Genomic DNA, 22,299 nt, shown 5'->3' with positions numbered 1-22,299 from the left:
CGGACGCGAATTGGGATTTACCTGCCGTTAAGATTACGGAGGGTTATCATGTCCACAGAAAACACCAGCAGCGAATTCACTTCCAGCCCCGCATCGTGGGAGGAAACGGCCCCTCAGGAAGGCGCGCCGAGCCAGAGCGCCGAGAACGATTCGGCTGCCGGTGAGGCGCTCGTCGTTGCACAGGCGGATGGCGAGGATATTTCCCCCGTTGACGCGGAAGACGCGGCAGCCACGGATCAGCCTGCGGCCGAGGGCGAGGAAGGCTCCCAGCAGACCGTCTTCACTGCCAACGACCAGAACCAGGTCGTTCTGCCCGCCAATGTTTCTCTGGACAATGCCATCATCGAGGGCGCGAACCTCGTCTTCATTCAGCCGGATGGCACCGAAATAACCATCGAGAACGCCGCCCTCAACGTTCCGACCTTCCTCATTGACGGTGTCGAAATCCCGCAGGAGACGCTGGTCGCGGCTCTGCAGGAAAGCGGCATCAACGTCGCCGCCGGCCCCGGCGGCACCCTGGTCGCCACCTCGACCCCCGACAGCTCCGGCGGCGATTTCGATGTCGTCAACGCGAACCTCGGCGACGCCGGCCCCATCCTCGGCCTCCTGGGCCCCACGGCCCTGCAGTTCCCCGAGCTCACGGGCGAGGAACTGGCAACGGACTTTCTGCTTGAGGAAAGCGACCCGGTCATCACTCCGCTCACCATCATTTCGATTGATCCGACCGGAGATACGAATCCGGGGAACCTGTTCGATCCGGACCTTGACGCGTCGGGAACGAACCCCAGCGGCGACGGGGAAACCACGAGTTTCGTTGCGACAATCCAGGCAGGTTCGTCCAGCGTTACGGACGTGGTTTTCAACCCCTATAACGGCGGGACCGGTGATCTGTCACTGATGACGACCAACGTCACCGGCGAATCCCTCACGGCTGACTTTACGTATGAACTGTCGGTCGACGCTCACACCCTGACAATCCTTGCTGACGGCGTTCCGGTCGTCGAACTGGTCATCGACTTCACGCCGGGTGCGGACGATATCGCGCCGCAAACGGTCGGTACCGTCTCGATCAACGTGACGCTTCTTGAAGGCTTCCCGCACGAATACGCCACAGAACTGGATGCCTTGATCGAGGGTATCCGGATCCTGGCCGAAGACGCCAACGGCTTCACGGACGTGGGCACTTTTGATTTCACGATCGTGGACGATGTGCCGACAATCCAGGTGGTTCAGACCACCATACCGGCGCTGGTGACGGATGACTCGGATATCACCGACAGTGCAGGTCCGGTGTCGTTTGCTTCGCTGTTCACGTCAGTATTCGGCGCCGACAGCTTCAAGGACACTGACGACGACAACGTTCAGGACGTCGACGCAATAAGCTATGCGCTGAGCGTCAATGGCGGCGACGGTGTCGACAGCGGCCTGAACGACACGCTCTCCGGGAACAACATTCTGCTGCGCGTCAACGGCGACAGCATCGAGGGCTATCTGGAAGGCGCGACCGGTACTCTTGCGTTCGTGATTTCAGTTGACCCGGCTACGGGCGACGTGACTCTGACGCAGAACCGTTCGATTTTCCATGACAACAAAAACGATCCCGTCGAGACAGGTGTGGAAGCAGAGACGCTGAACGCGAACTTGATCCAACTGACGGCGACAATCACCGATGGCGATGGCGATACGGCCAGTGCGACGGCGGACATTACAGGTGCGTTTGCGTTTGAGGATGATGGTCCTTCTCTGACGGTTGTTGCCGATGCGAATGCGGGCGATTCCCTTGGAATGGAGCTCGACGAGACCGAAGGAACGGACCGGGCGAACGATAGCGGCGAAACCGCCGACGGCAACACGGATGACGACGGCCCCGGCCTTGGTCAGGTAACTACCAATGTGTCCGGCGGCCTGACGTCGCTGTTCACGACCGGAGGAGATTTCGGTTCTGACGGCGCGGGCACGACGGCGGGTTTGTTGAGTTTTGTGGGTCTTCCGACCAACGGTGATCCGGTTGCAACGACGCTTTCGGCGACGGATGGCGGTGCGATCGACCTGACCTACGTGTCATCGACGCAGATCAAGGGTGTCGACCAGGACGGCCACACGGTCTTCACGATCGAGATCGTGGATATGGGTGGCGGTGTCTATCAGCTTCAGACGACATTGCTGGAAGCGATCGACCACGGCTCTGACGGCAATCTGTTCGATGCGAATCTTGCACTTGAACTTGCCGATGCGGGCGCGGTGCAGCTCCAGTATGAAGTGACCCGGACCGATGGCGACGGCGACTCGGTTACGGTTGCGGAGCAGATCGACCTGGTGACCGATAGCGGCTCGCTGATCTCCTTCGACGACGATGGTCCTACCCTGACGGTCGAGGCGGTTGCCAATGCGGCTGACGAGCTTGTCATGGAGCTTGACGAGACCGAAGGAACGGACCGGGAGAACGATAGCGGCGAAACCGCCGACGGGAACACGGATGACGACGGCCCCGGCCTTGGTCAGGTAACTACCAATGTGTCCGGCGGCCTGACGTCGCTGTTCACGACCGGAGGAGATTTCGGTTCTGACGGCGCGGGCACGACGGCGGGTGTGTTGAGTTTTGTGGGTCTTCCGACCAACGGTGATCCGGTTGCAACGACGCTTTCGGCGACGGATGGCGGTGCGATCGACCTGACCTACGTGTCATCGACGCAGATCAAGGGTGTCGACCAGGACGGCCACACGGTCTTCACGATCGACATCGTGGATATGGGTGGCGGTGTCTATCAGCTTCAGACGACATTGCTGGAAGCGATCGACCACGGCTCTGACGGCAATCTGTTCGATGCGAATCTTGCACTTGAACTTGCCGATGCGGGTGCATTGCAGCTGCAGTATGAAGTGACGCGCACGGATGGCGATGGAGATACGATCACGGTTGCGGACCAGATCGACCTGGTGACGGATAGCGGCTCGCTGATCTCCTTCGACGACGATGGTCCTACCCTGACGGTCGAGGCGGTTGCCAATGCGGCCGACGAGCTTGTCATGGAGCTTGACGAGACCGAAGGAACGGACCGGGAGAACGATAGCGGCGAAACCGCCGACGGCAACATGGACGACGACGGCCCCGGCCTTGGTCAGGTAACTACCAATGTGTCCGGCGGCCTGACGTCGCTGTTCACCATCGGGGGCGATTTTGGCTCCGACGGCGGCGACAGCACTGTTGGCGACCTGACCTTCGTCGGCTTCCCGTCGAACGGCGATGGGCTGGCGACCAACCTGGAAGCCACGGATGGCGGGGCGATCGAACTGACTCTGAGTGTCGACGGCAAGACGATCACCGGAGAGGACACGGACGGCCATCCGGTCTTCACGATCCAGATCATCGACCTTGGCGGCGGCAATTATCAGCTTCAGACGACGCTCTTTGAGGCGATCGATCATGGTGACGACAGCAACCTTCACGACAGCGAGCTGGATCTTCTGCTGGACGCCGCCGGCGCGGTGCAGCTTCAGTATGAAGTGACCCGGACCGACGGCGACGGCGACACGGTCACCGAAGCCGACCAGATCGACATCATCACCAACAGCGGCTCCATCATCAGCTTCGACGACGACGGGCCGATCGCGAAGAATGATGCTTTCGTGCAAGCCGGTGAAAACGCAAATGTCACGGGCAATGTGTTGAGCAACAACGGCAATGGCGAGGACGATTTCGGGTCGGACGGCCAGGATACGCCGGCGGTTGAGCTTGTCGCGAACTCGCTTTCTTCGACAGACACGAATGGTCCTGGCATCCTGACGCTCAATGCGAACGGTAGCTTCACCTATGAGCCGATTGACGGTGAAGAAGGCACGGTCACATTCGACTACACAATTACGGATGGTGACGGCGACACTTCACAGGCGACCGTGACGATCACGCTTTCTCCCGACTCCACACCCACGGTCGAGAGCACGACCGACCTCGAAGTGGACGAGGACGGCTTCGCCTTTGCCAACGACGACACGACAACGCCGCGCAACGACGAAACAGACTCCACGGAAAGCCTGACCGACGGTTCCGGCGAAGCGATCGTCTCCTTCGGTGACGATGTTCCGGCCGATCTGCTGGGGTCGATCGTCCTGGTCGACACCGCAGGCCTGGACAACCAGTTTCAGACGCTGGACGGCCAGAACGTGACCTTCGCCCTGAACAGCGGCGATCTGGTCGGCACGGTCAATGGTGGCGCTACGGAAGTGATCCGCATCGAGATCACCGGCGCCACCGCCGGTCCGGCTGCGGACGAGGTGACCTACAGCTACTCGACGACCCTGTCCCAACCGGTCAAGCATGTAGACGGGAATGTCGAAAACAGCGAATTCCTCACTGGCGTCACCTTTGAAGTGACCGACAGTGACGGCGACAAGGCGCAGGGGACTTTCGACGTTGAGGTCGTGGATGATGTTCCCTCTGCGAGCGATGTGACGGCGACGCCGGTTCTGGACGACGATGCGCAGTCCGGCGGCAATCTGGGCGGCACTGGCGACGTTGACAACAACGCGACGGCGAGTGGAGCAGCGGGTGCGTTGTTCACGGCGGGTGCTGACGGCGTGCAGTCGATCTCCATCACGGGCCCGTCGATGACGGCGATCTATGTTGACGGCGATGGCGTTGCGACGCAGGAAGCCGTGAGTTGGAATGCGGTGACCAATGCGGACGGGTCGGTGACCTACACGGGCTCGAGTGCGAGCATAGCGACGGTTGCGGTTCTGACGGTCAATGTGGACGGTTCGTATGATTATACGCAGTCCGCACCCGTGGTCAGCAGCGCGTCCGGCACGCCTGGTACTGAAGAGACGGATGACTTCGTGTTCACGGTTACCGTTACGGACGGCGACGACGACAGCGACAGCTCCGATCTGACGATCCAGATCAATGATGACACGCCTGTTGCGAGCGATGTGACGGCGACGCCGGTTCTGGACGACGATGCGCAGTCCGGCGGCAATCTGGGCGGCACTGGCGACGTTGACAACAACACGACGGCGAGTGGAGCAGCGGGTGCGTTGTTCACGGCGGGTGCTGACGGCGTGCAGTCGATCTCCATCACGGGCCCGTCGATGACGGCGATCTATGTTGACGGCGATGGCGTTGCGACGCAGGAAGCCGTGAGTTGGAATGCGGTGACCAATGCGGACGGGTCGGTGACCTACACGGGCTCGAGTGCGAGCATAGCGACGGTTGCGGTTCTGACGGTCAATGTGGACGGTTCGTATGATTATACGCAGTCCGCACCCGTGGTCAGCAGCGCGTCCGGCACGCCTGGTACTGAAGAGACGGATGACTTCGTGTTCACGGTTACCGTTACGGACGGCGACGACGACAGCGACAGCTCCGATCTGACGATCCAGATCAATGATGACACGCCTGTTGCGAGCGATGTGACGGCGACGCCGGTTCTGGACGACGATGCGCAGTCCGGCGGCAATCTGGGCGGCACTGGCGACGTTGACAACAACACGACGGCGAGTGGAGCAGCGGGTGCGTTGTTCACGGCGGGTGCTGACGGCGTGCAGTCGATCTCCATCACGGGCCCGTCGATGACGGCGATCTATGTTGACGGCGATGGCGTTGCGACGCAGGAAGCCGTGAGTTGGAATGCGGTGACCAATGCGGACGGGTCGGTGACCTACACGGGCTCGAGTGCGAGCATAGCGACGGTTGCGGTTCTGACGGTCAATGTGGACGGTTCGTATGATTATACGCAGTCCGCACCCGTGGTCAGCAGCGCGTCCGGCACGCCTGGTACTGAAGAGACGGATGACTTCGTGTTCACGGTTACCGTTACGGACGGCGACGACGACAGCGACAGCTCCGATCTGACGATCCAGATCAATGATGACACGCCTGTTGCGAGCGATGTGACGGCGACGCCGGTTCTGGACGACGATGCGCAGTCCGGCGGCAATCTGGGCGGCACTGGCGACGTTGACAACAACACGACGGCGAGTGGAGCAGCGGGTGCGTTGTTCACGGCGGGTGCTGACGGCGTGCAGTCGATCTCCATCACGGGCCCGTCGATGACGGCGATCTATGTTGACGGCGATGGCGTTGCGACGCAGGAAGCCGTGAGTTGGAATGCGGTGACCAATGCGGACGGGTCGGTGACCTACACGGGCTCGAGTGCGAGCATAGCGACGGTTGCGGTTCTGACGGTCAATGTGGACGGTTCGTATGATTATACGCAGTCCGCACCCGTGGTCAGCAGCGCGTCCGGCACGCCTGGTACTGAAGAGACGGATGACTTCGTGTTCACGGTTACCGTTACGGACGGCGACGACGACAGCGACAGCTCCGATCTGACGATCCAGATCAATGATGACACGCCTGTTGCGAGCGATGTGACGGCGACGCCGGTTCTGGACGACGATGCGCAGTCCGGCGGCAATCTGGGCGGCACTGGCGACGTTGACAACAACACGACGGCGAGTGGAGCAGCGGGTGCGTTGTTCACGGCGGGTGCTGACGGCGTGCAGTCGATCTCCATCACGGGCCCGTCGATGACGGCGATCTATGTTGACGGCGATGGCGTTGCGACGCAGGAAGCCGTGAGTTGGAATGCGGTGACCAATGCGGACGGGTCGGTGACCTACACGGGCTCGAGTGCGAGCATAGCGACGGTTGCGGTTCTGACGGTCAATGTGGACGGTTCGTATGATTATACGCAGTCCGCACCCGTGGTCAGCAGCGCGTCCGGCACGCCTGGTACTGAAGAGACGGATGACTTCGTGTTCACGGTTACCGTTACGGACGGCGACGACGACAGCGACAGCTCCGATCTGACGATCCAGATCAATGATGACACGCCTGTTGCGAGCGATGTGACGGCGACGCCGGTTCTGGACGACGATGCGCAGTCCGGCGGCAATCTGGGCGGCACTGGCGACGTTGACAACAACACGACGGCGAGTGGAGCAGCGGGTGCGTTGTTCACGGCGGGTGCTGACGGCGTGCAGTCGATCTCCATCACGGGCCCGTCGATGACGGCGATCTATGTTGACGGCGATGGCGTTGCGACGCAGGAAGCCGTGAGTTGGAATGCGGTGACCAATGCGGACGGGTCGGTGACCTACACGGGCTCGAGTGCGAGCATAGCGACGGTTGCGGTTCTGACGGTCAATGTGGACGGTTCGTATGATTATACGCAGTCCGCACCCGTGGTCAGCAGCGCGTCCGGCACGCCTGGTACTGAAGAGACGGATGACTTCGTGTTCACGGTTACCGTTACGGACGGCGACGACGACAGCGACAGCTCCGATCTGACGATCCAGATCAATGATGACACGCCTGTTGCGAGCGATGTGACGGCGACGCCGGTTCTGGACGACGATGCGCAGTCCGGCGGCAATCTGGGCGGCACTGGCGACGTTGACAACAACACGACGGCGAGTGGAGCAGCGGGTGCGTTGTTCACGGCGGGTGCTGACGGCGTGCAGTCGATCTCCATCACGGGCCCGTCGATGACGGCGATCTATGTTGACGGCGATGGCGTTGCGACGCAGGAAGCCGTGAGTTGGAATGCGGTGACCAATGCGGACGGGTCGGTGACCTACACGGGCTCGAGTGCGAGCATAGCGACGGTTGCGGTTCTGACGGTCAATGTGGACGGTTCGTATGATTATACGCAGTCCGCACCCGTGGTCAGCAGCGCGTCCGGCACGCCTGGTACTGAAGAGACGGATGACTTCGTGTTCACGGTTACCGTTACGGACGGCGACGACGACAGCGACAGCTCCGATCTGACGATCCAGATCAATGATGACACGCCTGTTGCGAGCGATGTGACGGCGACGCCGGTTCTGGACGACGATGCGCAGTCCGGCGGCAATCTGGGCGGCACTGGCGACGTTGACAACAACACGACGGCGAGTGGAGCAGCGGGTGCGTTGTTCACGGCGGGTGCTGACGGCGTGCAGTCGATCTCCATCACGGGCCCGTCGATGACGGCGATCTATGTTGACGGCGATGGCGTTGCGACGCAGGAAGCCGTGAGTTGGAATGCGGTGACCAATGCGGACGGGTCGGTGACCTACACGGGCTCGAGTGCGAGCATAGCGACGGTTGCGGTTCTGACGGTCAATGTGGACGGTTCGTATGATTATACGCAGTCCGCACCCGTGGTCAGCAGCGCGTCCGGCACGCCTGGTTCTGAAGAGACGGATGACTTCGTGTTCACGGTTACCGTTACGGACGGCGACGACGACAGCGACAGCTCCGATCTGACGATCCAGATCAATGATGACGTTCCAACTAACAACTCGGCAATCGAAACGGTGACCGTTCATGAGGACGCCCTGAAGTTTCCGACAAACCTTTCCCAAGGCAATCGCGAGAACGCCTCTCAGACAACGACCGCTTACATCACCTCGAGTGCTCTCGCTGCACTGGTCATGTTTGGCGCGGATGGCGCAGGCGCATTCACTCTTAATACAAGCATCTCCGGTGATACCCAGCTTGATTCAAAGGGTGAAGATGTCATGTGGAACGTCAATGGCAGCACTATCGAAGGTGTTGCGGGCGTCCGCGTGGTTTTCTCCATCGAAGAGGTTGCCAATGGCACCCCGGAATACGATCAGGCGGTCGTTGACGGTTTGATTGTGGATGGTGATCAGTTGTTCCGGTTCGAGCTCAACGATCAGATTGATCACTTCCCGTCTGGAGCCGGGGACTCTGATACGGAGACGCTCGACATAGCCAGTGCCTTCGTTGCCACCGACGGTGACGGCGACTCTGTCGTGCTTGATGCCGGCTTGACAGTTGCCATCGAAAACGACGTGCCCGTATTTACACTCGTAAATGATGGGGACGGAGACGGAGTTGTCAGCCTCTCAGCTCTCAATCCATCAGTCGACACCACTTATTATGGTCAGTTCGCGGAATGGGATTATGGTGCAGATGAGTTCCAGTCCATAACTGCGACAGGAACAAATGTTTCGATTGCGTCACAGTCGGAAGGACAGATCGTCCTCAACCTACTTGAGAACGGTGACATCGTCGGTGTGCTGACATTGAATGCCGATGGTACGGATTCACTTGAAGTACTGCACCGTGATGGTGAGACCGAGTTTATCCCGATTACTGATCTGTCTGCGGTTGCAGGGGGTCCGATAAATCCGATAACGGTTGACCCTGGCACAGCTGCCGATTTCAACATAGTCATCAGGGGTAGCGACGGAGATGCCAACTTCCTGGAGGCGGACGATCAAGTCAACACCAGTAATCAAGGTTGGGGGGTCAAGGGAAGTTCCGGTCAGACACTCGACACGAATGAATCACTGAGATTCTCATTCGTAGACGATACAAATGGTACGCCATATTCTGTCGATGACTTCAGATTCGCAGCAACCGGTTTTACCGGTGGCGGCGGTACGTCGCGGACGGTTACCATCAGAGTTTACCTTGATGCCGCATTGACCCAGTACGATGAGGTGACATTGAGCACAACGAGTGGCGCTGTCCTTCAAGTAACGTCGATCGATTGGTCAGGTGCAGGCGGAAACGCTTCTTACATTTCGGGCAATGACATCTATGGCGTCGAAGTAATAAATACCGGAAGCGGCGGTTATCGTGTAAATGGCATTGAGATCGGCGAGCAATCCAACACTCCGCCAGCGGATCTCGACTTCGACGACATTGTCGTGACAATCACCGACGGTGATAACGATACAGACACCCTTTCTCTCGATGTTCATATCAGCGGAACAACAGGAGATGCATTGACGGTCGAAGCCACCGCAGGCACATCGGGTAATGATATATTGAATGGAACTTCCGGAAACGACGTCCTGATCGGTGGCGCTGGTAACGACACCCTGGACGGTGGCGCTGGTGAAGACACCCTGGACGGTGGTGCTGGTAACGACATCCTGAACGGTGGCGCTAGTGACGACACCCTGGTTGGAGGGTTTGGCGAGGACACGCTTGCCGGCGGCTTGGGAACCGATACTCTTTGGGGTGGTGAACTTAATGGCACTGGTGACGGTGCGGTTGACACCTTTGTCATCGATGACGCCACAGCCACAGACATCATTGGCGACTTTGAGGCAGGTATTGACGAAGTCGATCTGAGTGCGCTGCTAACGCTCGCGCTTGGTACCGACGTTGAAGGGGATGGCGCAGCCGGCGGGACGCCGGACTATGTCCACTACAACTCGGTCAATGGCGATCTGACCGTCGACCAGGCTGGCAATGCAGCCAGCGGTGGTGGGGATGTCGTTGCCAATCTGGGTGCAGGCCTGGGCAACGAGACCATCAAGATCCTCTTCGATGACGGCGCTGGCGGAACGGGGACCGACACCGTCTGACACAAACCAAATCAAACCACCGGCGCGGACGGGGAGGCCCGTTCGCGCCGGTGGTATTTTGGGGAAACTGTTGTCAATGAGCCACAGCTGCGGAATTCCGTATGCCGATCCGCCCCGGTTCCCGGGGTGGGAGGGCGTGGTCCGATTGACCTGGGAACTTACTTAAGGTTAAGTCCTGATAGATCTTAGGCGTGAGGGAATGGAATGAAGAGATTTTTATGTGCCCTGGCACTGCTGACCCTGACCGTGCAAGGGGCTGGTGCCGCGGATCTTTACGGCGGTTTGTGCCGGCTGGTTCAGCCGTCGCAGCTTCTGACCATCGACAACAACACGCAGCTGTCCGACGAGGTCGTCCGCATGATGACCGAGGCGGTGAACGTTGCCGACGACGACAAGTGGGTCGCCTCGACCAGCCCGACATTCACCTGGGCATCCGAGGCGAAGGCGGCGTGCGGCATCGCCTATGGCTACCTGCGCACCAGCACGCGTGACGAGGATTCCCTGAACCGGTGCGAGTGCTTCCATCAGCGGATGGTCAGCTACATGTACTGACCCGATCGGGGAAGCGGTACGGTCAGGATCGATCATGCGTTTCCCTGAGGGACTTTCGTTCCGGCGAGGAACGCGGGAGAAAGGCGGTGCTGCATCGGCGCTGCCGGCGGACGCTGGAGCGTGACCGGTCGCCCGCGCGGGTCGCGGCGATGCCTTTCAGGCGAATTGCCGTCGGGCAGCGTCAGGGCTGACTGATTTGCGTGCCGCCGGGGAGTTGACAGGTCTCCCTCCGGCGGCTTTTCTGCGAAGGGGCGGCTGCGGACGGTCAATCGCCGGATTGTGTACAAAAACAGAGGCAATGGGCCTGCCGGACCTCTCTTGGACAGTGCAAACCTGAAAACCCGACAATTTCCATCAGAGACAGAACCGGTCATTTCCAAGAACATGAAAATCCACCTGCGGCCGATAGCGGCCTTTCTGTCCCTGATCTGGCTGTCTGCGTGCCAGTATGCGGGGGAGACGACGGTGAGCGAGCCTGAGGATGTGGGCCCGCCGCTCAATGCGGAAGTGATCGGCGGCGGCGAGACCACCCTTGCCCTCGTCCTGCCCTTTGCCGGCAGCGATGCCCTGACCGCCAAGCACATCCGCAACGGCGCGCTCCTGGCCCGGGAAATGCTGTCCGACAACAAGCTCGCCCTCGCCGTCGAAAACGGTGCAAACCCGGATTACGAAGCCCTGAAGAACCCGGCCCTGGTCGCGCTCTACGCGCCGGACGGGAAACTCTCCGAAACGCCGCCGCAGAGGTCCGTGACGATCACCATCGGTGAGGCGCCGCTGCGCGAGGGCGGCCTGTCGCTCGTTGCCAGCGACATGGACAGTCTGATCGCCGGCTTGCGGTATGCCGCCCCTTCGGGCGCGCCGGTCGCCGTTCTCGCGCCGGAAAGCCAGTCGGACGCAAGCCTGGAAAGAATGGCAAAGGCCATCGGCGGAACGGTCCAGGTCGTCACATACAAGTCTTCCGAGAGCGCCGGCGATCTTATCGAACTGCTGAAGGGCGCAGAAGATGTCGCCGCCGTCGGCTTCGTGGAGAGTGACCGGAAGATTGCCGAAGTGGCGGCCGCGCTCAAGAGCCGGAAGTCGGCACCGCTGGTCGTCGGTCATACCGGCTGGGGAACGGCGCTGGTCGGCGACCCGAAGCTTGAAGGCGCCGTTCTCGCCCGGCCCGGAACGTCCGGTCACGCCGTCGTCTCCGAGCGTTACAGCGAAAAGTTCGGCAGCGCACCGACCGAGATGAGCCTCTACGGCTTCGACATCGTCGCCGTTGCCTCGGGGCTGGTCCGCCAGCACGGCAGCAAGGCGATCACCCGCAAGCGCCTGACCAACAGCACCGGCTTCAAGGGGGCCACGGGGACTTTCCGGTTCCGGGAGGACGGAACGGTCGAGCGGCTTTACGAGATCAACAAGATCGTCGGCGGCAAACTGAAAGTCATTCAGTCGGCTCCGTCCGGGTTCTGACGCATTGCTCCAGTGAGATCGATTCGAGGTGAGTCCATCCCTCGCACGCCCAGGCTCATCGCGCAGCTGCAAGGTCTCGACGTGAACTCTTGTCGCGTGAGTTCGTATGTCTGATTGCAGGTCAGCGTGTCCGCGCAATGCGACGCGGACACGAAAGTTGGCCAGCCATGCTCAGGAGATTCCCTCACCTGGAGAGGCTGGATGTGTGGCTGGTGCACCATGGCCTACTGCATCGCCTGGCACATCTGGACGAGGTCCCGATCCCAGCTGTTGGCATTGCTCAGTATATCCGCGCACATCACCTTGTAGCGGGCGATCTGCTTGTCCGTCAGGCCGTCAACTGCGCGCCGTGCCGCATCGTCGCGGTCGCCAGCGAACATTCTGCTGAAGAAGCCACTGTTGCCACTGCCGCTTTCCCCTTCTTCTCCGCCGGTGGTGCCGATGGTGAGATTGGCATTTGCGCTGCCGGTGCCGACCGAGGCGCCGACATTGGCCGAAGTGATGCCGACAGACGCCGTGGTATTGGAACTGGCCAGGTTTTCACTGCCGCCCACAGTTGTGCGGCTGTTGGCTGAAAGTGAGCCGACATTGGCGTTCGTGTTGGAATCGACGAGGCTGCCGCTGCCGCCAATGCTGTTGCTTGTGCGCGCACTGGCGCCGCCAAGATTGGCACCTGCATCGACATTGACGCCGTTAGCGGTGCTTACCGAAGCATTGGCCACGCCGAGATTGAGATCGATTGCAGCCGCTGGCAGGATCAGAGCGAAGAAGAAGCCACTGCTGAATAATCCTACGAAACATTTTCCAAGAAGACGGTTCATAACATCCCTCCTACTAATATGATGCGAAACATGACGTAGAGTTAAAGAAATAGTACGTAATAAGATTAGGTAAATGGCAAAATTGGAATTTGGTTAATTTGCATGCCAGTTCATGGTTGTTCATTCATGAGATGTTGCGGAACCTTAATCATGTTTTCGACCAGGTAATTGCTTTTCATATGGGTTCAAAAAAACGTGAAATGGCCGCCTTGGGATTGCGTGGTGGTATTGTTCGCGGCATGTCCGGGGCCTTTGCCGATATTCCAGCAAGGATGCAACAGTCTCTCGGCCGCGGCGCCGCCGGCCTTTTCAAATGCACCGGCGTTCGCTCGAGTGAAGCCGGCTCACTCGCAGCCTCGATCAGGCGGAGAAGATCGCGACCGGCTTGCCGACACCGCGCAGCACATGTTTGCCCATGGCGACCAGGCCGGTCTGCAGCTCCCCTGACAGGGCATCCCGCACCGGTGCCGTCAGAAGCAGTTCCTGGCCCAGTGGCTTGCAGAGGGATTCCACGCGGCTGGTTTCGTTCACCGCCCGTCCGATCACGGTAAAGTCCAGCCGTTCCCCGCCGCCGACATTGCCGAAGAAGATCTCGCCGTGATGAAGGCCGATGCCGATCTTCAACGGGTGCCAGAGCGCAGGGTCGGGCAGGTCCTGCGGCGGGGCTTCGTTGAGGGCGTCGATCGACGCCAGCGCGGCCTTGGCGGCCGTCACGGCCGCGTTGGCCGCCGCGGTCTGACCGAAGGTCTTCTGGTCGAACACCGCCAGGAGGCCATCGCCGATGAACTTCAGAATATCGCCGCCATGGTCCAGAACGGCGCTGGAGATCCGGTCGAAATAGGCATTCAGGAGGGCGGTGACTTCCGGCCCGCTCAGCCGGTCGGCAAGCTGCGTGAAGCCGCGCATGTCGGACATGAAGACCACCGCCCTGATGGCCTCGCCGTCGCCGCGCTTGATCTCGCCGTCCAGCACGCGCTTGCCGGCAATGGGGCCAAGATAGGTATCGGCGACATTGCGCGCGATCCGCCGCACGATATGCCGCTCCACATGGAGCGCAAGCAGATCGATCAGTCCGCGGATCTGCTCCTTCTGGTCCGGCGGGAAACCGCCCGGAACCATCGTTGCCAGCGTCATGGCATTGCGCTTTTCGCCCGACGAGCTCAGCGGCAGGGCGATATAGCTAGTATATCCCTCGTCGGCGAGTTCGCGCATCAGCGGGGCGGAACCGGCGCCCTCGTCGCTCTCCAGGTCCACCTTGATCGTCCGCCCCTCGTTGATCACCCTGGAAAGCGGGTTCAGCGTGAATGCCTTCTGGTCGACCGCGCCGGCGTCGGCGGCCACCTCGTCGCACAGCTTGTCCTGGCTGTTCCAGACCCAGGAAAAGCCGATGACGCGCGGATGCAGGGTGCCGATATGCAGGGTGGAACGGTCGATGCTGAGCCCGGCCGCCTTGCAACGCCACATGAACTCCTCGAACATCAGCATCACGTTGTCGATCCGGGCCGCCTCATGCAGCAGCCACGAGCGGACATCCTCAAGGCTCTGCTCCGCCGGCGCACAGTCAGGCCCCCGGCCGGACCGGTCGAGCAGATAGACATGAGAAACGTAGCTGCGCGGCGAGGGGTCAAGCACAGGTCGGGTCATGCGGTCTCCGGAAGATGAGGTATCAGCCTAATCTGGCTCCGGGACCGGGCAAGTTCAATCTGGAAAGACAAATAAGGGTCTGCCGTCACCCGGCGGCCCGGGTGACAGCCGAAACCAGATAGGCAAGCGAAAAGCGCCTTAAAACGCCGCGTCCACGCCGCCCATTTCCACATAGACGCTCTTGATCTGGCTGTAATACTCGATGGCCGCATGGCCGTTTTCGCGGCCGATGCCGGACTTCTTGTAGCCGCCGAACGGCATTTCGATCGGCGTCAGGTTGTAGGTGTTGATCCAGCAGGTGCCGGCCTGCAGCTGGTCGACCACCCGGTGGGCCCGCTGAATGTCTTTGGTGAAGACGCCGGCGGCGAGGCCGAAATCGGTGTCGTTGGCACGCGCGATCGCTTCGTCTTCGTCGGTGAAATCGAGCACGCTGAGCACGGGTCCGAAGATTTCCTCGCGGGCAATGCGCATGTCGTCCCTGACATCGGCAAAAACCGTCGGCTGCACGAAGTAGCCGTCCGGGAAGCTGTCGACCGTGGCCGGTCCGCCGCCGCAAACGAGGCGCGCGCCTTCCTCCTGGCCTGCCTGCATGTAGTGCAGCACCTTGTCCAGCTGCTGCCTGGACACCAGCGGGCCGATGTTGGTGGCCTCGTCCAACGGATCGCCCAGAACGGCGCCCGACGTGCGCTCCGCAAGGCGGGCAAGGAACCGTTCCTTGATGGCGGCCTGCACGAACACCCGCGTGCCGTTGGAGCAGATCTGCCCGGTGGAATAGAAATTGGCGTTGATTGCCGCCGAGACCGCATTCTCGATATCCGCATCGTCAAAGACGATCAGCGGAGACTTGCCGCCGAGTTCCAGCGTGGTCTTCTTCAGGTGTTCGCCGGCCAGCGCAGCGACCTTTGCGCCGGTCGGCACGGAGCCGGTCAGCGACACCTTGGCGATATCGGGATGCGAGACCAGCCTGGCGCCCACATCGCCGAAGCCCTGGATGACGTTGAAGACGCCGTCGGGCAGTCCGGCCTCGGTCAGGGCCTCGGCAAGCTTCAGGGCGCTCAGCGGCGTGATTTCCGACGGCTTGAAGATCATCGCATTGCCGCAGGCAAGGGCAGGCGCCGCCTTCCAGCAGGCGATCTGGATCGGATAGTTCCAGGCGCCGATGCCGAAGCAGATGCCGAGCGGTTCGCGCCGGGTATAAGCAAAGGACCCGCCAAGGTCGATATGTTCGCCGGTAAGCGTTGCCGCCAGGGCGCCGAAATACTCCAGGCAGTCCGCACCCGAGGCCGCGTCGGCAATCAGCGTTTCCTGCAAGGGCTTGCCGGTGTCCAGCGTTTCCAGAACCGACAGCTCGTGGTTCCTCGCGCGCAGGATTTCAGCCGTCTTGCGCAGCACCCGGCCGCGTTCGGCCGGCGGGGTCGCCGCCCATGTCTTCTGGCCTTCCTTCGCCGTCAGGATGGCCGCTTCGATAACCGCATCGTCCGCGGCCTTGATGCTGGCGATCACTTCTCCCGTTGCCGGATAAAGGGAGTCGAAGGGCGTTCCGCTCTGGCTCTCCAGATATGAGCCGCCGATATAGTGCGAGGCTTGCGGTTGGGCGCGCATGAGGTGAGCTCCTGATTGTTGTCTGCGGACCGGCCGGGCCGGGTATTCATGATTGCTCGATCTGCTTGTGGTCTAGCGCTGACTGCTTTCCCAGTCCGGATGGATCCACGGCTCCTGATTGGAGGCCGGCAGCGGATCCTTGCCGAGGATATGGTCAGAGGCCTTTTCTCCCACCATAATCGACGGAGCGTTGAGATTGCCATTGGTGATCTGCGGGAAAATGGAACTGTCGGCGACGCGCAGGCCCTCCACCCCGATCACCCGGCACTGCGGATCGACCACGGCCATCGGATCGTCCTTGGCGCCCATCTTGCAGGTGCCGCAGGGATGGTAGGCGCTTTCCACATGTTCGCGGATGAAGCCGTCCAGCGCCTCATCGCTCTGCACCTGGTCACCCGGCTGGATCTCCTTGCCCCGGTAGGGCGCAAAGGCTTCCTGGGCGAAGACCTCGCGCGTCAGGCGGATGCAGGTGCGGAAATCTTCCCAGTCCTCTTCATGGGACATGTAGTTGAAGACGATGGACGGCTTGGCGCGCGGATCGCTGGAGGTCAGCTTCACATGGCCGCGCGACTTGGAGCGCATCGGCCCGACATGGGCCTGGAAACCGTGGCCTTCGGCCGCCGCCTTGCCGTCGTATCGCACGGCAAAGGGCAGGAAATGGTACTGGATGTCCGGATACCTGACCCCGGGCTTGGAGCGGATGAAGGCGCAGCTTTCGAACTGGTTGGAGGCTCCCAGCCCCTGTTTCAGAAACAGCCATTGCGCCCCGATCACTGCCTTGGACAGGAGGTTCCAGTGCTTGTAGAGCGTGATCGGCTGGGTGCAGGCCTGCTGCAGGTAGAGTTCCAGGTGGTCCTGCAGGTTGGCGCCGACGCCGGGCCGGTCGGCAACCACCTCGATGCCCATTTCGGCAAGGTGTGCGGCCGGGCCGATGCCGGACTGCATCAGGATCTTCGGCGAGTTGATGGACGAGGCCGCCAGGATGACCTCGCGGCCTGCCTTCACCTCGCGGATCTCGCCGCCGGTCTCGAATTCCACCCCGACGGCGCGGCCGTTCTCGATCAGCACCTTGCGCACCAGCGCGCCCTTGATCAGCTCCAGATTGCCGCGCTTGAGGGCGGGTTTCAGATAGGCATTGGCGGCCGACCAGCGCCGGCCCTTGTGAACCGTCATTTCCATGTCGGCGAAGCCTTCCTGGCGTTCGCCGTTGTAATCGGCGGTTACGCCGTAGCCGGCCTGTTCGCCCGCGCGCTTGAAAGCGTCGAACAGCGGGTTCCAGCCGGTACCGCGCTGGACATGCAGCGGTCCATCGGTGCCGCGCCAGCCCTCCTGGCCGCCATGGCTGGTTTCAAGGCGCTTGTAATAGGGCAGCACATGGCGGTAGCCCCAGTCGGAGGCGCCCAGTTCTTCCCAGGTGTCGAAATCGCAGGCATGGCCGCGTACATAGACCATGCCGTTGATGGATGAAGAGCCGCCGATCACCTTGCCGCGCGGTGTTGCCAGGCGCCGTCCGCCCAGATGCGGCTCCGGTTCGCTCTCAAGCCCCCAGTCGTAGAGGGCCATGTTCATCGGATAGGAGAGGGCGGCCGGCATCTGGATCAGCGGCCCGGCATCCGTGCCGCCGAATTCCAGCACCAGCACCCTGTTTCCCGGGTCTTCCGAAAGCCGGTACGCCATGGCGCAGCCGGCCGAACCCGCGCCTACGATGATGAAGTCAAACTGGTCTGTCATTACGTCGTGCACTCGAGACTGTGATTGAACGGATCGGGGGCGGATCGCGCGGCGCCGATCAGTGGTCCGCATCCGGCCCGCGATGTGCGGCGATCTGGGTTTCCACATAGTCCTCGACCATGCCGATCGCGGCGCTGCGGTCCGTCTTGGCGCCGCTGAGCGCCTGCCGGATCCAGACGCCGTCGATCATGGAAGCCGTGCCTTCCGCGACGCGGCGCGCCTCGGCCTGGGACATGAAGGCCCGCAGGTTGAAGGTCAGGTTGGACGCCAGACGGGACGCATAGACCCGCAAGAGGCGCTTGTTGTTTTGCGTGGTCCGGGACTGCACGTAAAAGGCCAGCCAGGCCGCAATGACCGCGGGCTGGAACTGATCCACGGCGAAGTTGCCTTCAATGATTGCCGAGATCCGTTCGCGCGGGGTCTGCGCCCTGGAAAGCCCGTCGCTGATGGCGCGCCCGAGCTCCGTCAGCAGGTGGCGCATGGTCGCGGCAAGTAATTGATCTTTCGACCCGAAGTAATGATGTACCAGGCCGCCGGAGACGCCCGCGCGCTTTGCGATCTGCGCCATGGTTACGTCGCTGTAGCCATGCTCGTGAATGGCATCGACGGTCGCGTGGATAAGGCTCCGTCGCCTTTCGGCCTCCATTCCGACTTTCGGCATATCAATCTCCTGTCGAACTACTCGAGTCTTATTTTTAATTGATCAATCAATCAACAAAAACTTGCAAAATTCTGTCCAAGATGTTTGGATCGTGTCCGGGTCATGGTGAGGATCTAACCAATTTGCCGGTTCGCGTGAAATTGTTCAGGATCGGTGCAGGATGAGAAATTGGCCTGTCCTGAACAGATCTCACGCAATTCCGGTCGGGATGCAGCGCCATTCGCGCTCTTGCTGGCTCGAGACGGACCAGGCCGGCACAATGGTCAAATCCTCACCAGGACCTGGGCAGATTGTCGATGGAGAAAAATGACAGGCTGAAACGCCGGGAACGTTATACGCTCCATCCATTCGTAACCATAATCAACTTTCCGAAGGAGGTATATCCATGAATATCGCAGCGAAACTCGCTGGAGGTCTGGCGCTTGGGCTGATGCTTTCAGGCACCGCCGCACTCGCGAACGATCCGGAGAGCTGCAAGACCGTGCGCTTCTCCGATGTCGGCTGGACCGATATCACCGCCACCACGGCCGCCACCTCGGTGGTCCTGGAAGCCCTCGGCTATGAGCCGGACGTCAAACTCCTGTCCGTTCCGGTGACCTATGCATCCCTGAAGAACAAGGACATCGACGTCTTCCTCGGCAACTGGATGCCAACCATGGAAGGCGACATCAAGAAATACCGTGAGGACGGTTCGGTCGAAACCGTGCGCGCCAACCTGGAAGGCGCGAAATACACCCTCGCCGTGCCGCAATACACCTATGACAAGGGGCTGAAGTCCTTTCAGGATATCGCCAAGTTCAAGGACGAGCTGGACGGCAAGATCTACGGCATCGAGCCGGGCAACGACGGCAACCGTCTGATCATCGAGATGATCGATCAAAACACCTTCGGCCTTGAGGGCTTCGACGTGGTCGAGTCGTCCGAGCAGGGCATGCTGGCCCAGGTATCGCGTGCCGCCAGGCGCGAGAACGACATCGTCTTCCTCGGCTGGGAGCCTCATCCGATGAACGCGAATATCGACATGGCCTATCTTGAAGGCGGTGACGAGGTCTTCGGCCCGAACTATGGCGGCGCCACCGTCTATACGAACGTGCGCGCAGGCTATACCGAGGAATGCCCGAACGTCGGCAAGCTCCTGGAAAACCTCGAGTTCTCGCTCGCGATGGAAAACGAGATCATGGGCGCGATCCTGGACGACGGGCAGGACCCGAACAAGGCGGCTGCCGCCTGGCTGAAGGCGCATCCGGAAGCCTTCGAAAGCTGGCTGGAAGGCGTAACCACCTTTGACGGCGGCGAAAGTGTTCCGGCAGTCAAAGAGGCGCTCGGCCTCTAAGACCTGCAACTTCTCGGGACGCCGGCTCGCGAGCGTCTCGTTCGCGTTCTGATGAACGCGGATGAGATGCTCGAGCACTCCAGCGATCTGCTTTCCTGTGTTCAGCTCATTCGACCTGGACACAGGCCGATCCGGCGCCGGCGTCTTCGTTTCAAACAATGGAAATAAGAGGTGGCGGATTGAACTGGCTGACGGACAACAAGCTGCCGATCGGGCGTTGGGCTGAAACCCTTGTCGATTGGCTGACCGCAAACGCTGCGTGGGTGTTTGACGGGATTTCTGCTTTTCTCGCGACGTTGATCGATGGAATCCTGTGGCTTCTTCAGGCTCCCCATCCGCCGATCATGGTCGCCATCGTAACGATATTGGCCTATGTGGTTCACCGTACCATCGGCTTTATGGTGCTGGTGGCGATCTCGCTGCTTCTCATCATCAATCAGGGCTATTGGGAGCAGACGACCGAAACACTGGCCCTTGTCATCGCGGCTTCCGTGGTGTGCATGGCGGTTGGTGTTCCTGTGGGGGTTCTTGCAGCCCACAAACCGCGGTTTTATGCGGTCCTGCGTCCCATACTCGACCTGATGCAGACGCTCCCGACCTTCGTCTATCTGATCCCGGCTCTCATCCTGTTCGGCCTCGGCATGGTGCCGGGCCTGATAGCAACGGTTATCTTCGCAATCCCCGCTCCAATCCGGCTGACCCAGCTCGGCGTCTCATCGACACCGACCGCGCTCCTGGAAGCCGGCGAGGCCTTCGGAGCAACCAAGTCCCAGCTCCTGTGGAAGATCGAGTTGCCTTACGCCCTGCCGCAGATCATGGCCGGTCTCACGCAAACGATCATGTTGTCCCTGTCGATGGTGGTGATTGCGGCTCTTGTCGCCGCGGACGGCCTCGGCGTGCCGGTCCTGCGCGCGCTCAATACGGCTAACGTCGCATTGGGGTTCGAAGCCGGTGTGTGCATCGTCCTGATCGCCATCGTGCTCGACCGGTTCTTCCGTACACGTGAAGGAGGCAAGCGATGAGCGAAGTGGAAAGATCACCGATCGTCTCCTTCAAGAATGTCGACATTGTCTTCGGTGAAAACCCGCAATCGGCCCTGCCGCTGATCGATGCCGGCAAGACCCGGCAGGAGATCAAGGTCGAAACCGATCAGATCCTCGGCGTGACCGGAGCCACGTTCGACATCTACGAAGGCGAGGTCCTCGTTCTGATGGGACTTTCCGGATCCGGCAAGTCGACCCTGCTCAGGGCTGTGAACGGCCTCAATCCGGTCATCCGGGGCGAAGTCCAGGTCCATGACGGGCAGGGTTACGTCAATCCCGAAACCTGTTCGGAGCAGGACCTCAGGCAATTGCGCCGGCACCGCATCGGCATGGTGTTTCAGCAGTTCGGCCTTCTGCCCTGGCGCACGGTTGCCGAGAATGTCGGACTGGGGCTGGAGCTTGCGGGCATGCCGGTCAAGGAACGGGCCGCGAAGGTCGAGGCGCAGCTGAAGCTGGTCGGCCTCACCGGCTGGGGCGAGAAATATGTCCATGAGTTGTCCGGCGGCATGCAGCAGCGCGTCGGCCTTGCCCGTGCCTTTGCCACCGATGCTCCGCTTCTCCTGATGGACGAGCCTTTCTCGGCGCTCGATCCACTGATCCGGGACAAGTTGCAGGACGAGCTTCTGGATCTTCAGAAGGAATTGAACCGGACGATAATCTTCGTCAGCCACGACCTGGATGAAGCGGCCAAGATCGGCTCGCGCATCGCGATCATGGATGGCGGACGGGTGATCCAGCTCGGCACGCCGCAGGAAATCGTCAAGAAACCGGCCAACGACTATGTGGCCGACTTCGTCAGCCACATGAACCCGCTGAACGTCCTGCGTGCCCGAGACATCATGGTGCCGCCGGGCAGCCTGCCGGGGTCCCTGGCAAACGGCCTGACCTGCGATGCCGACACCCCGGTCCGGGACGTCGCCAAGCTGAAAAAGTCCAGTGCGGAGCCCATCGTCATCCAGTCAAACGGCAAGATCGTCGGCGTGGTTGGCGAAGGGGAACTGCTGGACTGCATGCTTTGAGCGGGAGCCCTGCTTGACGTCGGTCAAAAAAAACGGGGCCCTCGGGCCCCGTTCTCATGAGGTCGTTCGCGCCGGGTGAGGCTGGATGCCGAACCGTCGCAAACAAGGT

General features: G+C 61.0%; 11 protein-coding genes. 6 read left to right on the top strand and 5 right to left on the bottom strand.

Going from position 1 to position 22,299, the window contains the following annotated elements:
* The first annotated feature begins 48 nt into the window (after nucleotides 1-48).
* From ON753_RS17150 to ON753_RS17140, 3 genes are all read left to right on the top strand, one after another.
* Nucleotides 49-10,329 (top strand): DUF5801 repeats-in-toxin domain-containing protein, encoded by a 10,281-nt coding sequence (locus ON753_RS17150; protein WP_265963825.1) that lies wholly within the window; start codon nucleotides 49-51, stop codon nucleotides 10,327-10,329.
* 204 nt (nucleotides 10,330-10,533) lie between these two features.
* Nucleotides 10,534-10,881 (top strand): hypothetical protein, encoded by a 348-nt coding sequence (locus tag ON753_RS17145; protein ID WP_265963824.1) that lies wholly within the window; start codon nucleotides 10,534-10,536, stop codon nucleotides 10,879-10,881.
* A 465-nt stretch (nucleotides 10,882-11,346) separates the two neighbouring features.
* Nucleotides 11,347-12,336, top strand: a complete 990-nt coding sequence (locus ON753_RS17140; RefSeq protein WP_265963823.1) for a type 1 periplasmic-binding domain-containing protein — start codon at nucleotides 11,347-11,349, stop codon at nucleotides 12,334-12,336.
* A 224-nt stretch (nucleotides 12,337-12,560) separates the two neighbouring features.
* Here the strand turns inward: ON753_RS17140 and ON753_RS17135 are convergent, their stop codons facing one another.
* The 5 genes from ON753_RS17135 to betI all read right to left on the bottom strand — a co-directional run bounded on the left by ON753_RS17135 (nucleotide 12,561) and on the right by betI (nucleotide 18,795).
* Nucleotides 12,561-13,157, bottom strand: coding sequence for a hypothetical protein (locus ON753_RS17135; protein WP_265963822.1), 597 nt, complete (start codon nucleotides 13,155-13,157; stop codon nucleotides 12,561-12,563).
* A 360-nt stretch (nucleotides 13,158-13,517) separates the two neighbouring features.
* Nucleotides 13,518-14,801 carry an adenylate/guanylate cyclase domain-containing protein gene (locus ON753_RS17130; protein ID WP_265963821.1) on the bottom strand — a complete coding sequence of 428 codons (1,284 nt, stop codon included), beginning with the start codon at nucleotides 14,799-14,801 and terminating at the stop codon, nucleotides 13,518-13,520.
* A gap of 138 nt (nucleotides 14,802-14,939) precedes the next feature.
* Nucleotides 14,940-16,403: a betaine-aldehyde dehydrogenase gene (gene betB / locus ON753_RS17125; RefSeq protein ID WP_265963820.1), complete on the bottom strand. Its 1,464-nt coding sequence runs from the start codon at nucleotides 16,401-16,403 to the stop codon at nucleotides 14,940-14,942.
* A 72-nt stretch (nucleotides 16,404-16,475) separates the two neighbouring features.
* Nucleotides 16,476-18,134, bottom strand: coding sequence for a choline dehydrogenase (gene betA / locus ON753_RS17120; protein ID WP_265963819.1), 1,659 nt, complete (start codon nucleotides 18,132-18,134; stop codon nucleotides 16,476-16,478).
* Between the two features lie 58 nt (nucleotides 18,135-18,192).
* A complete protein-coding gene (betI, locus tag ON753_RS17115) occupies nucleotides 18,193-18,795 on the bottom strand; it encodes a transcriptional regulator BetI (RefSeq protein ID WP_265963818.1) in 603 nt (200 codons plus the stop codon).
* Nucleotides 18,796-19,225: 430 nt separating this feature from the next.
* On the opposite strand from betI, the gene ON753_RS17110 reads away from it, so the two are divergent.
* From ON753_RS17110 to choV, 3 genes are all read left to right on the top strand, one after another.
* On the top strand, nucleotides 19,226-20,128 hold the full coding sequence (locus tag ON753_RS17110; protein WP_377047371.1) for a choline ABC transporter substrate-binding protein: 903 nt from the start codon (nucleotides 19,226-19,228) through the stop codon (nucleotides 20,126-20,128).
* Between the two features lie 179 nt (nucleotides 20,129-20,307).
* Nucleotides 20,308-21,150: a choline ABC transporter permease subunit gene (gene choW, locus ON753_RS17105; RefSeq protein ID WP_265963816.1), complete on the top strand. Its 843-nt coding sequence runs from the start codon at nucleotides 20,308-20,310 to the stop codon at nucleotides 21,148-21,150.
* On the top strand, nucleotides 21,147-22,190 hold the full coding sequence (gene choV, locus ON753_RS17100; protein WP_265963815.1) for a choline ABC transporter ATP-binding protein: 1,044 nt from the start codon (nucleotides 21,147-21,149) through the stop codon (nucleotides 22,188-22,190). The genes choW and choV overlap by 4 nt, the downstream gene beginning before the upstream one ends.
* Nucleotides 22,191-22,299 lie beyond the last annotated feature (109 nt).

The sequence above is a fragment of the Roseibium salinum genome, assembly GCF_026240905.1.
Taxonomy (GTDB): domain Bacteria; phylum Pseudomonadota; class Alphaproteobacteria; order Rhizobiales; family Stappiaceae; genus Roseibium; species Roseibium salinum.
The sequence above is the reverse complement of the archived record's forward strand: the minus strand, read 5'-3'. Positions and strand labels throughout refer to the sequence as shown.

Coding starts and splice junctions, on each gene's coding strand:
- ON753_RS17150 (WP_265963825.1), top strand. CDS start 49: ATGTCCACAGAAAACACCAGCAGCGAATTCACTTCCAGCCCCGCATCG.
- ON753_RS17145 (WP_265963824.1), top strand. CDS start 10,534: ATGAAGAGATTTTTATGTGCCCTGGCACTGCTGACCCTGACCGTGCAA.
- ON753_RS17135 (WP_265963822.1), bottom strand. CDS start 13,157: ATGAACCGTCTTCTTGGAAAATGTTTCGTAGGATTATTCAGCAGTGGC.
- ON753_RS17130 (WP_265963821.1), bottom strand. CDS start 14,801: ATGACCCGACCTGTGCTTGACCCCTCGCCGCGCAGCTACGTTTCTCAT.
- betB (WP_265963820.1), bottom strand. CDS start 16,403: ATGCGCGCCCAACCGCAAGCCTCGCACTATATCGGCGGCTCATATCTG.
- betA (WP_265963819.1), bottom strand. CDS start 18,134: ATGACAGACCAGTTTGACTTCATCATCGTAGGCGCGGGTTCGGCCGGC.
- betI (WP_265963818.1), bottom strand. CDS start 18,795: ATGCCGAAAGTCGGAATGGAGGCCGAAAGGCGACGGAGCCTTATCCAC.
- ON753_RS17110 (WP_377047371.1), top strand. CDS start 19,226: ATGCTTTCAGGCACCGCCGCACTCGCGAACGATCCGGAGAGCTGCAAG.
- choV (WP_265963815.1), top strand. CDS start 21,147: ATGAGCGAAGTGGAAAGATCACCGATCGTCTCCTTCAAGAATGTCGAC.